The sequence below is a fragment of the Dongia sp. agr-C8 genome (assembly GCF_054658695.1).
In genome coordinates this window covers 667,215-679,012 of the sequence record NZ_BAAGHZ010000004.1, presented here as the reverse complement: position 1 = coordinate 679,012, position 11,798 = coordinate 667,215, and the positions used below count along the sequence as shown (strand labels likewise).

Below are 11,798 nucleotides of genomic sequence, written 5' to 3'. Positions count from 1 at the left end.
CTGGCTTAGAACTTCGCCGCCTGCGTGCGCTGCGCGCCCTCGCGCGCCTTGGCCCGCTGCAAGGCGGCGCGCAGGGTCTCGGCGGCGTGGGTGAGGGCGGTGACCATGTCCTGCTTCTGGGCGTCATGGCCCTCGAGGTTGTTCCAGAAATCGACCTGGGTCAGCAGGCCATGCAACACATGGTTCGAGCCTTCGAAGATATCGTCCTGCATGGGTCAGCTCCCCCCGGCGCTCGGCAGCTTGCTCGCCGCGGCGGCGGCTTCGCGTTTGGCGGCGTCGTATTCCTCTTCGCTGATCACCGCTTCGCCATCCTGGCAGGTCTTCGACGACGAACGGTAGACGATGCCCTTGACGACAGTGCGGCAGTAAGTGGGCTTGGCGGCTTCGGCGACCGCGGCGGTGTGCAGCTTCTCCCAGGTCTTCGCCTCGTTCTCGGCGACGAACTCGTTGTACTCGTATTCCTTGAGCTCGGTGTCGCCTTCGGCGCAATCGCCCTTGGGCACCTTGTAGACGGGGATGAGGCCGCTGCCGTCGGTACTGGCGCCGGCGCCCCCGGCTTGCTTGCGGCAGAAGCTGTCGCCGGGCTCGGTCATCCAGTCATAGGCATCGGCGATGGTTCCGGCGTTGCTGGCAAGGCTGGTCGCATTGTCCGCCGCCTTGCTGCCGAACAGCCCCGCGGCGGCGCTGCAGCCCCCGAGCAGCAGCAGGGCCGAGAGGCTGCCGATCACCGTCAGTTGTCCGCTCCGGTTGCGTTGCATAGCGGATGCTCCACCAGTCGTCCTCCTGGATCAGCGATTTCCCGCCCGCTTGGTTCCCGCTGGAATCGGAGCGGGCCATGGGAGTAAACTCCTCGCTGCGGGGGAGACGATGAGACTGCGCCGAAGCCCATTCCTGATCCTCTTCGTCCTGCTGGGATCCTGGCTGGTGCCGTCGCCCGGCGCCGTCGCCGATCCTGCGGTGCTGACCTATCCGAAACGGCCCGACAGCCCGCGCTGGAACTATGCGCTGGGGCTGATCGAGCTGGCGCTGAAGGAATCCGGGCGCGACACCGTGCTAAAGCCGACCGCCGAGGAGATGTCGCAGACCCGCGCCGCCCGCGAGCTGGAGCTCGGCCATATCGACTTCATCTGGACCGGCACCTCGGCCGACTACGAGCAGCGCTTCCGCGCGGTGCGCGTGCCCGTCATGCGCGGGCTCGACGGCTATCGCATCTGTGTCATCAATCCCAACCGCCAGGCCGCGTTCAGCGCGGTGCGCAGCCTCGACGACCTGCGCAAGCTCACGATCGGCCAGGATCCCGGCTGGGCGGATGTGAAGGTGCTGGACGCCGCCGGCTTCAAGCTCGAGACCGCGCCCTACGACTCCCTGTTCGAGATGCTGGGCCGCGGCCGCTTCGACTGCTTCCTGCGCGGTGCCCATGAAGCGCCGACCGAGGTCATGAAGCATCCGGGCCTCGCGGTGGAGAACGACCTCCTGATCGTCTATCCCTTCACCAGCTTCTTCTTCGTCAATAAGCAGAACGCCGCGCTGGCCGAAGACCTCGAGAACGGGTTGAAGAAAGCTTATGAGGACGGCAGCTTCATGGCCTATTTCAAGAATCATCCCGCCATCAAGGCGATCTTCGAGCAGACCCATATCGAGCAGCGCCGCCGTTTCGACATCCCCAATCCGCTGCTGACCGAGGAGACTCGCGCGATCCCGCCCGAGTATTGGCAGGGCCAATAGGAACCGCCGCGGGTCGCTTCTGACCATTTGGCCAAACCCCTTGCCGTTCGCGCTGAGATTGTACAGTTTGCTGCGTCGCTTCCGCGCGACGCCGATTCCCGCGCAAGGAAAGGTCCGTCCTTGGCTTCAAAGAGTCCCACCGCGGCCGAGATCGAGGCGCTGATCGCCCAGTGCCATCCGGAGGTGCGGGCGGTGGTCGCCTACTGGCGGTCGAAGGCGGGGACGCGGCGGATGCCGTCCCGCGCCGACATCGATCCCGCCGAATTGAAGCCATATCTGGCGCGGGTGAGCCTGGTCGACGTGGTGCCGGACGATCGCCGCTTCGTCTATCGCCTGGTCGGCACCGAGGAAGCGGCGCTGCGCGGCTATGACCCGACCGGCCGGCCGGTGGGCGAGGGCTATTTCGGCCCCAACCGCGAGCTCGCCTTCAAGCATTACCAATACCCGGTCGATCACCGGGCGCCGTTCTGCTACCGCGGCGACTTCGAGGTCGCGGACGGCTCGATCGAGAACGAGGATGTCGTCTTCCTGCCGCTCTCCGAAGACGACAACAACGTCAACATGATCCTGCTGTTCTATCACGATTACAGCGACCACCCGCGGGTCGAGCCGTCCTCCGTCCTGCTCCGCGCCCAGAGCCGCAAGAACGACGACCCGGTTTGAGTCTGCGCCGGCCGGTCAAGCTCGTCCTCAGGCTGGCCATCATCATAGCCGCCGGGCTGATCGCGTTCGGCGTCACCTTCATGGTGAAGCGGCCGATCGACGCCTTCAACTGGCTGGCGGACCGCAGCGGCTATCAGCGCGACGCGGATATTATCTATGGCGATCTGCCGCGGCAGAAGCTCGACGTCTACCGCGCATCGTCAGCGGCGCCGGCGCCGGTGGTCGTGTTCTTCCACGGCGGCGCCTGGAGCAGCGGCGGGCGCGGCGACCAGCGCTTCATCGGCCAGTCTCTGTCCGGCCGCGGCTTCACCGTGGTGGTGCCGGATTACCGGCTCAGCCCCGAGGTGGCGTTTCCCGCCTTCCTCGAGGACGGCGCCGCGGCCTTGCGCTGGACCCAGGACCATATCGCCGAATACGGCGGCGATCCCCGGCGCATCTTTCTGATGGGCCATTCGGCCGGCGCCTATAATGCCATGATGCTGGCGCTTGACCGGCGTTACGGCGAAGCGGCGGGATTCGACGCGGCGCGGCTGCGTGGCGTGGTGGGGATCGCCGGCCCCTATGATTTCACGCTCGACGGCGATCGGCAGCGCGCGATCTTCGGCGCCGCAGCGGATATCAGACAGACCCAGCCGGTCACCTTCGCGGCGCCGGGCGCGCCGCCGGTTTTCCTGGTGACGGGCGATCAGGACGAAACGGTCGATCCGGAAAACAGCCGCAGTCTGGCGCGGCATTTGGAGGCGGCGGGGAGCCCGGTCACTCTGCGCGAGGTCGCGGGCTTCCGCCATCGGGGCGTGCTGCTGAAGCTCTCGCCCTGGTATCCCGGCGGTGATCTGCGCGACGCGATCGCCGCGTTTCTCGAGCGGGAAGCCCGATAGGCGCGGCGCTTACGCCGCGCGCCAGTTCTTCGCCTCGGGCAAGCCGCCGGTCACGTCGATATGCGCGGCGTCGTCGCCGGCATGCAGCTTCTTGTCGGAGAAGCGGAAGGCGAGGGTGCGGCCGTTCTCGGTGACGAGCTCCAGATCGCGGCGGCCGAACACCTTCTTCAGCACTTCCGGGGTCATGCGGATCTCGCCGCTGCCGGCGACGCCGGCGGGCGGGATGAGATAGCCGTCCAGCGCGTAATCCGCCGGGGCCACGTCCTGGCCCTTGCAGCGCAAAGTGCCCGCGCCGCGCAGGCCGCCCAGATAACGCATGCTCTGTCTTCCTCGATTCATCATGACGCCATTCCTTCCTTAAAGACTGGCCATTGCTGACACGAAAAACCCCGCGACCGACCCTGGCGGGTCCGCGCGCGGGGCTCCCATGGTGCAGCGCCTCGCCTGTCTTCCCTGAGAGAGGAGAAGCGCGGCGCGCACCGTCCGGATCAGGTCACCATTTCAGTCTCTTGCTCTGCCGCCAGTACATCCGTGGTCGACGCGAGCGAAAGACTGCCGGTTGTGCCCGTCCGGAATCTCGGATGGTTAGTCCAAGTCCTGCAGGTTGTCGGCCGACATCTTGCCGGTCTTGCGGTCGGAGACCAGCTCGTAGCTGACCTTCTGGCCCTCGCGCAGGTTGCCAAGCCCGGCGCGCTCGACGGCGCTGATGTGGACGAAGGCATCCTTACCACCGTCATTGGGGGTAATGAAGCCGAAGCCCTTCTGAACGTTGAACCACTTCACGGTTCCCGAAGCCATATGGGAAACCCTTTCTCAAACAATTGTCTAATGCTGCCGACATGAATGCCGGCCGTCGAATTTGCGTTTTTCAGGAGAGAAGATATCAGCGTGGCGTGAAGCAGCTTCCGAGGAAGGGGTCTTCAGCGCGGGCCCAAATCATTCCGGCCGTCTATCGACAGGCGTTCATATAGAGATGATTTCCCCCAATTGCAAGGGGGTGGCGGGTGACAGGCTGCCGCAGGACCTAGTACCGCCGCTTCGCGCGTTTGAAGCCTGGCTTGGCTTCCTCCTCGGCGATCCGCTTGTTGTCGTCGCTGTGGATCACTTCGGCCCGCGCCAGCTCATGGGTGCGGTTGAGCTCCTTCCAGCGCGCCTTGTCCGCCTCGAAGGCCTCGGGCGTCGCCCAGGGCTTCGAGACGCCGAGCCGCTGCGCCAACTCCTTCTCGGTGTATTCCTCGTACCATTCGGTCTGCTCGGCGGTCAGCCCGCGCAGCACGCGCTGGCCCTGTTCGTCGGTGGTCCAAAGTCGGAGGTCGTCGCTCAAGATCGCTCCAATCGAGATGTCAGCGCCGGATATCAGGGAGGTCTCTAGCACGGGTCGGCGGCGGGTGAAAGACGATAGCGCCCAATCCTTTAGGCAGTCCGGCCTGGACGGCTAAAACGATTTGGTAATACGATTTTAACGCCGGATACGGTTAATAGTGGTGGGCGGTCCCGGGGGCCCGCCCAAGCGCGGAGTCGGGCTGCGCCGGAGAGGGAATGCAATACGAGGAAGCAAAACGGCTGGCGAGCAGCGCCGATGTCGACGCGCGCCGTGGCTTGGCCGCTCGGGACGACGTCGCGCCCGAGATACTGTTCTTCCTCTGCCGCGACCAGGATGCCGGCGTGCGGCTGGCGGTCGCCGCCAACCACCACGCCCCGCGCGAAGCCGATATCGAGCTGGCCCGCGATGCCGACGACGCCGTCCGTGCGCGCGTGGGCGAGAAGCTCGGTGAAGTCCGCCCGGTCGAGCTCCCGGCGCTCAGCGCCAAGAAGCAGGCGCTCACCATCGAGACCATCGAGGCGCTCGCTGCCGACAATTCCGGCCGGGTCCGCGAGGCGATCGCGCGCGCGCTGAAGCAGTCGATCGACGCGCCGCCGCATGTGGTGCAGGCGCTGGCGCGCGACATCGAGGCCAAGGTCGCGGCGCCGATCCTGCAGAACTCGCCGATGCTCGGCGATCACGATCTCGTCGACATCATGAACAGCGGCCCGATCAAGGGCGTGCTCAATGCGATCGCCAAGCGGCGCAATGTCGGCCAGGGCGTCACCGAGCTGCTGGTCAACCGGGCGATCGCGACGCCCGGCGAAGAATCCGCCGTCGCCGACCTGCTCGCCAACGAGACGGCGAAAATCGGCGCCGGCACGATGCACAAGATCATCGACGTCGCCCCCGACTACGACGGCTGGCATGGCCCGCTCGCCGCGCGCAAGGACCTGAGCTCGGACCACATGCGCCGTGTCGCGTCGATCGAATCCGACGCGATCGCCGAGGCCATGGCGGCGCGCAACGACCTCGATGACGCGGCGATGGCGGCGCTCTCGCATATGGTCGCGCGGCGCATGGCCGAGCTCACCAAGAGGCGGGAGGAGGAAGCGCCGGTGGTGAAGCCGGCCGCCGACAAATTCCTGACCACGGTGATGAAGAGCGGCAAGGTCGGCCCGGTGGGCGCGGCGATCTCGCTGCGCGCCGGCATCCCGACCGACGTCACCATGCGGATCCTCGCCTCGAAGAACCCCAAGGCGCTGGTGGCTCTGGCCTGGAAGGCCGGTCTCTCCGCGGCCCAGGCCCAGTCGCTGCAGACCAGCGTCGGCGGCATCTCGCCGCAAACCGCGCTCGCCCCGACCGTGAGCGGCGGCTATCCGATCGCCCACGCCGACATGGAGTGGCAGCTCGGCCTCTATCTTGGAAACGGCGCCTAGGACCCTTCGTCGGTCTTTGCTGCCGCGGCGCGTGCCTTGAGCATGTCGCGCACCTTGCGCTTCAATTCCGGGTCGGCTTCGGGCACCGGAGCGGGCTGCAGCGGCTGCGGTCGCTCCAGGCCGCCGAAGCCGAACTTCGCTCCCTGCCGGTCTTCTTCCTCCGCCGCCACCGCTTCCTGATGCTGGACCGGAACCTCGATCGGGATATGAAGCCGTTCGTGGTCCTGGCGGTACAGCTCTTCGGCGATGACGAGAGAGCTTCTCGGGTCTTGCGGTGGCTGGTCTTCGGGCGGCGATGGCGGCGGCGGCTCGATCGCCGCCTCATAGACGGTGACGGAATCCAGGGCGCCTTCGACGGCGTCGTCACGCAAGGGGTACCAGGGCGACACGCGTTCAGGGTGCTGCGCCGCGGCCGGGTCCCGCATCTCGGCCATGATGTCCCGCGTCGCCTGGTCCAGCGCCGCGGCGAAGCGCTCCGCCTCCGCGGCATTCTTCGAGATACTCCGGGCATAGCGCATGAAGTTGAGTTTGCAGAAGGCGAGATAGGACTCGCGCTGAACCTCCGGCTTGGCCAAAGCAGCCCGCGCGTGCTCCCGCGCGAACCCGAGCAACCGCTGCACTTCTTTCTGATCTGGCATTCTTATCGACAGAGTCTTCGCGCCCTTGCGCCGATTTAAATCCCCTAGATAACGATCGTCGCCCGGTTTTCCAACGGCGCCAATCCCCCTAAAACTAACGCAGATTGTCGCGCCCCGCCGGACTCATTGCGCCGGTTCGGCACATGAGACAAGGAAGAACGTGGTGAACAGAGAGCTCGAGGCCGCGCCCATGGCCAAGTTAACGACTTACCTAGAGCCGACGCAGGAGGCCGGCCGCGTCTTCTGGCAGCGGGGGATCGCCGGGCCGGTGGTGATGCTGAACCTGCTGCGCTTCCGCGAGACGGCCGACTATGCCGCCCATCCGGAACTCGCGCCGCCGGCGCCGATCAGCGGGGAAGCGGCCTTCGGGCTCTATGTCGCGCACACCCTGCCTTACCTGAAGGAAAGCGGTGGGGAACTGCTGTTCCTCGGTGCCGGGGGAGGGTTCCTGATCGGCCCGCCGGGGGAGCGCTGGGACCGCGCCATGCTGGTGCGCCAGAGCAGCGTCCAGGCCTTCATGGCCTTCGCCAGTCACGCGGGCTATCTGGCCGGCCTCGGTCACCGCACGGCGGCGCTGGAAGATTCCCGGCTGCTGCCGCTTTCGGAGCTGCCGGTGTGAGTTTATTGCGCGGCGCGCGGCCTGCGGAGATGGGCGATGCCGCGCTGTTCGATGAATTTGGTCGTCGCCTCCCAGAGGTGGTCGCCGTAGGTGACCGGCGCGAAGTCGTCGCCGAGGCCGAGCGGCGCGATCACTGCGTCGACCGCCGGCTCGTAGAAGAACGGGATCGAGAAACGCTCCGCGCCGGAGCCGATGACGCGATGCCGGGTCGCGCGTATCTTGCCGCCGGTCCAGCGCTCCAGCAGCTTGCCGAAGTTGACCACCAGCGCGCCTTCGGTCGGCGCGACGCCGATCCAGTTTCCGCCGCGGTCCTCGACCTCGAGTCCGGCGACGCCGTCCTGTGCGAGCAGGGTGACGAAGCCGGAATCCATATGCGCCGCGCCGAGCATGTAGCCGCTGCCGACCCGGTGCGCCGGGTCGAGGGCATCCATGCGCCGCACCGGATAGCGGATCAGCCGCAAGGTCGAGATGCCGTTGCGGAAGGCTTCGTCGAACACCGTCTCCGGGAGGGCGAGGCCGCGCGCCAGGGCCTGCATCAACTGCGCGCCGGTTGTTTCCATCGTCCGGTAGTATTCGGCCGCGGCCGCGCGCCATTTGGGGAGGTCCGGCAGCGGTGTCGCCTCAGTCAAGGGATCCGCGGGATCATGGCGCAGCGTGCGCACCAGGTCCGGGCCGATATCGATGCCTTCCTTATAGGTGGGATGACCCTCCTGCAGCGGGAACCAGCCGCGATAGACGTTGGGATTCTCCGGCGCGAAGCTCCGCCGCCACAGCGCGCGCTTCTGCGCATCGGTGAGGGCAAAGATCGCCAAGAGCTGCTTGCGCATAGCCGCGGCGAGGACATTGCCGGGCAGACCGGTCACCATCAGGAAGCCGGTTTCCCGCGCCGCGGACGCAAGGGCGGCGTCGGCGGAGTTGCGCGCCGGTGAGGCCCCCTGAAACAGGGCGCTGACGTCAATCGAGGGGATCATGCAACTGATCCTAGCCCAGGCACCGACCCTTGCCGAGCCCGGTCAGACAGGATAGGCCTCTCCGGGGTTTTCGGGGTCGGCCATGAAACTTCTCTTGATCGGTCTGGGCGCGCTGACCGGGGCGGTCCTGGACGCGGTCGCGCGCGACGGGCGTTTCGCCCATATCGTGCTCGCGGCCCGCGATGCCGAGCAGGGGCGGGCGAAGGTCCTGGCGGCGCGGATTGGCGCCGCGCTCGAGGGCGAGTTCCCGCGGATCGAGTTCGTGCCCTTCGACTTCAATGCCGCGACGGCGCCCGAGACGCTGAAGAAGATCGCGCCTGATGTCGCCTTCGCGGCGCCGACCTTGCTGTCACGTCGCCGCATCCGCGCCGCCGATCCCAAGATTCGCGCGCTGCCTTCAGGGATCTGGCTGGCCTGCCATCTCGCGCCGATGCTGCGCTTGCGCGAATGCTGGACCAAGTCCGGCTTGAGCGCGCCCTGGGTCGGCGCCAGCGAGCCGGATCTGGTCAACGCCGTCCTGCATCTGACCGGCGCCGGGCCGACCGCGGGCAGCGGCGGCATCGCCACCTGCATCCCGCGCATCCGTTTTCTCGCCGCGCAGCAGGCCAAGGCGCCGGTGCAGGAGATCGCGGTCCGGCTGGTAGCCGGCGCGTCGCTGGCGGATTGTCTCGCGGGTGAGAGGAATGCGAAAGAGCTGCCGCCCTTCCTTTTGAAAGTCACCTGGCACGGCCAAGACATCACGCTGGCCGTGAAAGACAAGCTGAAAGCGAAAGTGCCGCCCGTGGCCGAGGCCGATCAAGCGCGCATTGCCGCATCGGCGACGCTCGATCTGCTGGCGGCGCTCGGCGACGATCGCCCGCACGATCTCCATGTGCCGGCGCCGAACGGATTGCTCGGCGGCTACCCGGTGAAGATCAATCGCCGCGGTGCCGAGGTCGACCTGCCCGCCGCCTGGGATCTCGAACATGCGCTCGGCATCAACGCCACGGCGCTCGCCTATGACGGCATCGCCGCCTTGGACAAGGACGGGGCCGTCACTTATACCCCGCGCGGGATCGCGGCCTTCGAAACGCTGCTCGGCGAGCGCGTCGAGCGCCTGCGTCCACCCAACGCGCAAAGCCTCGCCGAGAAGCTGGTAGCGGCCGTCGGACCGTGATCTCTTAGGGCTGCGACAGCGCTTTCTGCGCCTTGGTGACTTCGTCCATGCAGGCGGATTCGTCGCCGGCCTGGTCGAGCATCTTCGCCCGTTCCAGCGACGCGGCGGCTGACTTGTTGACGCCCGCCGCGGTGGCTGCGTTGGAGGCCTGGTCGGCCATCGTGCCCTGGCCGGTATTCTGGTTCTGCACGTCCTGCGCCGAAGTGGCCTTGTTCTGACTCGCCTCGTTCATGGCGCCGGTCGCCGGCGTGGTCGGCGTCTGCGGCTGACCGCTCGGGCTCACCGGATTGGCCGCACCCTGTTCCATTGTGCCGGCGGCGCCGGTTCCTGTCGCCCCCATGCCGGCATCGGTCTCCGCCAACTGCTTGTTCAGCGCATCAATCTGGGACGTGCAGGCTCCGGCCATCGCCGAGCCCGCCATCAGCAGGCAACCCGCACCGGCACCGAGCGCAATCATGGTGATCTTCATCGGCCTCTCCTCGCGTCGTGTGGCGGAATATTCCGCTGATTCGACAACCCGGGTGGCGATGGAAGGTTCACGCCCGATTGCGCCCGCTGCGTGGCGCGTTGCGCTTACTGCGGCGACGCCTTGTCCGACTTCTGGGTGAAGTGGAAATCGGTGATCGTCACCTTGCCGCCCGACACTTGTTCCAGCTCGTTCTGCTCGAGCTGCCGGCTGACCGGCTTCACGAGTTCGTCGGCGGGGCGCGTGGATTTCTTTGAGGGGGTCTTCGCCAATTCATGTCTCCGGAGTTGAGGTTGGTGGGGAGAGGATGGCCAGCACGGCTCGATACCGCGAGTGACTTTGATCACCATCCGCCCCGGTCGATCTCGACCCCCGGTTCTTATGCAAGCTGTTGCGCCGCGCGCATGCTGGTATCTTCCTGTCAGTGCCGCCTCCGGGGGAGATGATAGTGCTGCAGCTGAATGCGCGTGAAGATCTGACACTCGACCTCGTGCACCACGTCGCCTGGCGCAACGAGCCGATCGAGCTCTCCACCGCCGCCAAGGATCGCATCGCCGCGCGCCGCCGGGACTTCGAGAACCTGCTGAAGGATCCGCGCCAGGCCGTCTATGGGGTGAATCAGGGCCAGGGCGAGATGATCCGCCGTCGCCTGACGGATCAACAGATCGCGCGGCTCGCCCGGCTGAAACCGCTGCCGGCCGCGGTCGCCTTCGGCGCGGACTTCCCGCTCCGCGTGGTGCGCGCGATGGTGCTGGCGCGCTTCGCCAACATCCTCGACGGTCATGCGGCGGCCACGCCGCGCCTGGCCGATGCGCTGATCGCCTTGTTGAACACCGGCTCACTCCCGTCCGTCACTTGTACCGGGCAAGGCGGGGCAGGGGAGATCCTCGCGACCTATCCGCTCTACGCAGCGCTCTCCGAACGTTTTGATCTCCTGCCCGCCGAGCGGGGCGCTTTGATCAACGGCGCGCCTTGTGCCGCAGCCCTGGTCGCCGATGCGGCATTGGCCGCCCGCCGCAGGCTCGATCTGGTCCAGCAGGTGCTGGCGCTCGCGATCCTCGCCTTCGGCGCGCCGCGCGAGCATTACGATCCGGTGCTCGGCAATCTCTGGGGCGGGCCCTACCATCGCCTGGCCTTCGATGCGCTCGACGCGCTCCTCGGCGCGCCCCCAACGGAATCGCGCAGCCATCAGGCGCCGGTCAGCTATCGGATCATTCCCGCGGTGCTGGCGCAGGCACATTGGGCGGTCGGCCAGGCCGAGGCGATCGCGAAAACCGCGTTGTCAGCGGTCACCCACAACCCGACCTATCTCGAGCCGGATGACGATCACCTGCTCGGACGCTGCATCAGCACCGGGGGCTTCCACAATGCGCTGGCGGCGCCGGCGATGGACAACGTGACCGGCGTCTGGGCCGACCTCTGCCTGCTTTGCCAGCGTCTCGTCGCCGGCCTGCTGAATGGACGCGTCTCCGGCTACTCCGATTTCCTGCTTGGCGACCGCGATCCCTCGGAGAGCGACGGCCACGGCGCGCTCGGCTATCTGCCGATGGCGATCGCCGGCTTCGTCGAGGAGGCGCGCGCGCTCGCCCAGCGCAGTTTCATCCCGGCGGTCGATGCCTCGGTCTTCGGGCAGGACGATGTCGCCTCGCCGGTCTTCCTGGCCTGGCCGAAGGCGGAGAGGGCGGGCGAGACGCTCGATCGCGCGCTCGCCGTCCTGGCCGTGGTGGCCTCGCAGGCCCTGCATCTGACGAATCGGACGCCTCAATCCGGCGCGCTGCGTAATCTGCTCGGCAAGGTGCGTGAGAACGTGCCGGTCGTCACCAACGATCGCGTGCTGGGACCCCAATTGCATGCCCTCAGCGGTTATTTTGGCGTCTCGATCTTTGGGATGACGCTACGCATCTAACCTATTGTGATTGCGGCTATTGCTGCGACGCACA

The 11,798-nt window shown here is 66.9% G+C and carries 16 protein-coding genes; 7 read left to right on the top strand and 9 right to left on the bottom strand.

Annotated elements, in window-relative coordinates; all coding sequences use genetic code 11:
* Nucleotides 1-5 precede the first annotated feature (5 nt).
* Both ACYQ4T_RS23495 and ACYQ4T_RS23490 read right to left on the bottom strand, forming a co-directional pair.
* Entirely contained in the window at nucleotides 6-212 is a 207-nt protein-coding gene (locus tag ACYQ4T_RS23495; RefSeq protein WP_459859031.1) for a hypothetical protein, read from the bottom strand.
* A gap of 3 nt (nucleotides 213-215) precedes the next feature.
* Complete coding sequence (locus tag ACYQ4T_RS23490; protein WP_459859030.1) at nucleotides 216-758, bottom strand: hypothetical protein; 543 nt, start codon at nucleotides 756-758, stop codon at nucleotides 216-218.
* A gap of 109 nt (nucleotides 759-867) precedes the next feature.
* Here ACYQ4T_RS23490 and ACYQ4T_RS23485 point away from each other — a divergent pair, with 109 nt between their 5' ends.
* The 3 genes from ACYQ4T_RS23485 to ACYQ4T_RS23475 all read left to right on the top strand — a co-directional run bounded on the left by ACYQ4T_RS23485 (nucleotide 868) and on the right by ACYQ4T_RS23475 (nucleotide 3,266).
* Complete coding sequence (locus tag ACYQ4T_RS23485; RefSeq protein WP_459859029.1) at nucleotides 868-1,725, top strand: substrate-binding periplasmic protein; 858 nt, start codon at nucleotides 868-870, stop codon at nucleotides 1,723-1,725.
* 120 nt (nucleotides 1,726-1,845) lie between these two features.
* Nucleotides 1,846-2,388 (top strand): PAS domain-containing protein, encoded by a 543-nt coding sequence (locus ACYQ4T_RS23480; protein WP_459859028.1) that lies wholly within the window; start codon nucleotides 1,846-1,848, stop codon nucleotides 2,386-2,388.
* Entirely contained in the window at nucleotides 2,385-3,266 is an 882-nt protein-coding gene (locus tag ACYQ4T_RS23475) for an alpha/beta hydrolase (protein ID WP_459859027.1), read from the top strand. The genes ACYQ4T_RS23480 and ACYQ4T_RS23475 overlap by 4 nt, the downstream gene beginning before the upstream one ends.
* Before the next feature lie 9 nt (nucleotides 3,267-3,275).
* Here ACYQ4T_RS23475 and ACYQ4T_RS23470 read toward each other — a convergent pair whose 3' ends face one another.
* From ACYQ4T_RS23470 to ACYQ4T_RS23460, 3 genes are all read right to left on the bottom strand, one after another.
* A complete protein-coding gene (locus ACYQ4T_RS23470; RefSeq protein ID WP_459859026.1) occupies nucleotides 3,276-3,584 on the bottom strand; it encodes a hypothetical protein in 309 nt (102 codons plus the stop codon).
* Between the two features lie 267 nt (nucleotides 3,585-3,851).
* Nucleotides 3,852-4,064 (bottom strand): cold-shock protein, encoded by a 213-nt coding sequence (locus ACYQ4T_RS23465; RefSeq protein ID WP_459859025.1) that lies wholly within the window; start codon nucleotides 4,062-4,064, stop codon nucleotides 3,852-3,854.
* 226 nt (nucleotides 4,065-4,290) lie between these two features.
* Entirely contained in the window at nucleotides 4,291-4,590 is a 300-nt protein-coding gene (locus ACYQ4T_RS23460; RefSeq protein ID WP_459859024.1) for a hypothetical protein, read from the bottom strand.
* Between the two features lie 215 nt (nucleotides 4,591-4,805).
* On the opposite strand from ACYQ4T_RS23460, the gene ACYQ4T_RS23455 reads away from it, so the two are divergent.
* Entirely contained in the window at nucleotides 4,806-6,008 is a 1,203-nt protein-coding gene (locus ACYQ4T_RS23455; RefSeq protein WP_459859023.1) for a DUF2336 domain-containing protein, read from the top strand.
* Here the strand turns inward: ACYQ4T_RS23455 and ACYQ4T_RS23450 are convergent.
* Complete coding sequence (locus tag ACYQ4T_RS23450) at nucleotides 6,005-6,646, bottom strand: hypothetical protein (protein WP_459859022.1); 642 nt, start codon at nucleotides 6,644-6,646, stop codon at nucleotides 6,005-6,007. The genes ACYQ4T_RS23455 and ACYQ4T_RS23450 overlap by 4 nt on opposite strands.
* Nucleotides 6,647-6,836: 190 nt before the next feature.
* On the opposite strand from ACYQ4T_RS23450, the gene ACYQ4T_RS23445 reads away from it, so the two are divergent.
* Nucleotides 6,837-7,265, top strand: a complete 429-nt coding sequence (locus ACYQ4T_RS23445; protein WP_459859021.1) for a DUF1330 domain-containing protein — start codon at nucleotides 6,837-6,839, stop codon at nucleotides 7,263-7,265.
* A 2-nt stretch (nucleotides 7,266-7,267) separates the two neighbouring features.
* On the opposite strand, the gene ACYQ4T_RS23440 is transcribed toward ACYQ4T_RS23445, so the two are convergent.
* The gene (locus ACYQ4T_RS23440; RefSeq protein WP_459859020.1) at nucleotides 7,268-8,236 is read right to left on the bottom strand and encodes an isopenicillin N synthase family dioxygenase; all 969 of its coding nucleotides are present in this window, start codon (nucleotides 8,234-8,236) and stop codon (nucleotides 7,268-7,270) included.
* 82 nt (nucleotides 8,237-8,318) lie between these two features.
* Between ACYQ4T_RS23440 and ACYQ4T_RS23435 the strand changes: the two genes are divergently transcribed.
* On the top strand, nucleotides 8,319-9,392 hold the full coding sequence (locus tag ACYQ4T_RS23435; protein WP_459859019.1) for a hypothetical protein: 1,074 nt from the start codon (nucleotides 8,319-8,321) through the stop codon (nucleotides 9,390-9,392).
* 4 nt (nucleotides 9,393-9,396) lie between these two features.
* Here ACYQ4T_RS23435 and ACYQ4T_RS23430 read toward each other — a convergent pair whose 3' ends face one another.
* Both ACYQ4T_RS23430 and ACYQ4T_RS23425 read right to left on the bottom strand, forming a co-directional pair.
* The gene (locus tag ACYQ4T_RS23430) at nucleotides 9,397-9,861 is read right to left on the bottom strand and encodes a hypothetical protein (RefSeq protein WP_459859018.1); all 465 of its coding nucleotides are present in this window, start codon (nucleotides 9,859-9,861) and stop codon (nucleotides 9,397-9,399) included.
* A gap of 104 nt (nucleotides 9,862-9,965) precedes the next feature.
* Nucleotides 9,966-10,130 carry a hypothetical protein gene (locus tag ACYQ4T_RS23425; protein ID WP_459859017.1) on the bottom strand — a complete coding sequence of 55 codons (165 nt, stop codon included), beginning with the start codon at nucleotides 10,128-10,130 and terminating at the stop codon, nucleotides 9,966-9,968.
* 176 nt (nucleotides 10,131-10,306) lie between these two features.
* Here ACYQ4T_RS23425 and ACYQ4T_RS23420 point away from each other — a divergent pair, with 176 nt between their 5' ends.
* Nucleotides 10,307-11,764, top strand: coding sequence for an aromatic amino acid lyase (locus ACYQ4T_RS23420; protein WP_459859016.1), 1,458 nt, complete (start codon nucleotides 10,307-10,309; stop codon nucleotides 11,762-11,764).
* Nucleotides 11,765-11,798: the final 34 nt, after the last annotated feature.

Excerpts from the sequence above, each read along its gene's own strand:
- ACYQ4T_RS23455 (WP_459859023.1), top strand. The coding sequence starts at position 4,806 with ATGCAATACGAGGAAGCAAAACGGCTGGCGAGCAGCGCCGATGTCGAC.
- ACYQ4T_RS23440 (WP_459859020.1), bottom strand. The coding sequence starts at position 8,236 with ATGATCCCCTCGATTGACGTCAGCGCCCTGTTTCAGGGGGCCTCACCG.
- ACYQ4T_RS23430 (WP_459859018.1), bottom strand. The coding sequence starts at position 9,861 with ATGAAGATCACCATGATTGCGCTCGGTGCCGGTGCGGGTTGCCTGCTG.
- ACYQ4T_RS23465 (WP_459859025.1), bottom strand. The coding sequence starts at position 4,064 with ATGGCTTCGGGAACCGTGAAGTGGTTCAACGTTCAGAAGGGCTTCGGC.
- ACYQ4T_RS23490 (WP_459859030.1), bottom strand. The coding sequence starts at position 758 with ATGCAACGCAACCGGAGCGGACAACTGACGGTGATCGGCAGCCTCTCG.
- ACYQ4T_RS23485 (WP_459859029.1), top strand. The coding sequence starts at position 868 with ATGAGACTGCGCCGAAGCCCATTCCTGATCCTCTTCGTCCTGCTGGGA.
- ACYQ4T_RS23450 (WP_459859022.1), bottom strand. The coding sequence starts at position 6,646 with ATGCCAGATCAGAAAGAAGTGCAGCGGTTGCTCGGGTTCGCGCGGGAG.
- ACYQ4T_RS23470 (WP_459859026.1), bottom strand. The coding sequence starts at position 3,584 with ATGCGTTATCTGGGCGGCCTGCGCGGCGCGGGCACTTTGCGCTGCAAG.
- ACYQ4T_RS23495 (WP_459859031.1), bottom strand. The coding sequence starts at position 212 with ATGCAGGACGATATCTTCGAAGGCTCGAACCATGTGTTGCATGGCCTG.
- ACYQ4T_RS23445 (WP_459859021.1), top strand. The coding sequence starts at position 6,837 with ATGGCCAAGTTAACGACTTACCTAGAGCCGACGCAGGAGGCCGGCCGC.
- ACYQ4T_RS23435 (WP_459859019.1), top strand. The coding sequence starts at position 8,319 with ATGAAACTTCTCTTGATCGGTCTGGGCGCGCTGACCGGGGCGGTCCTG.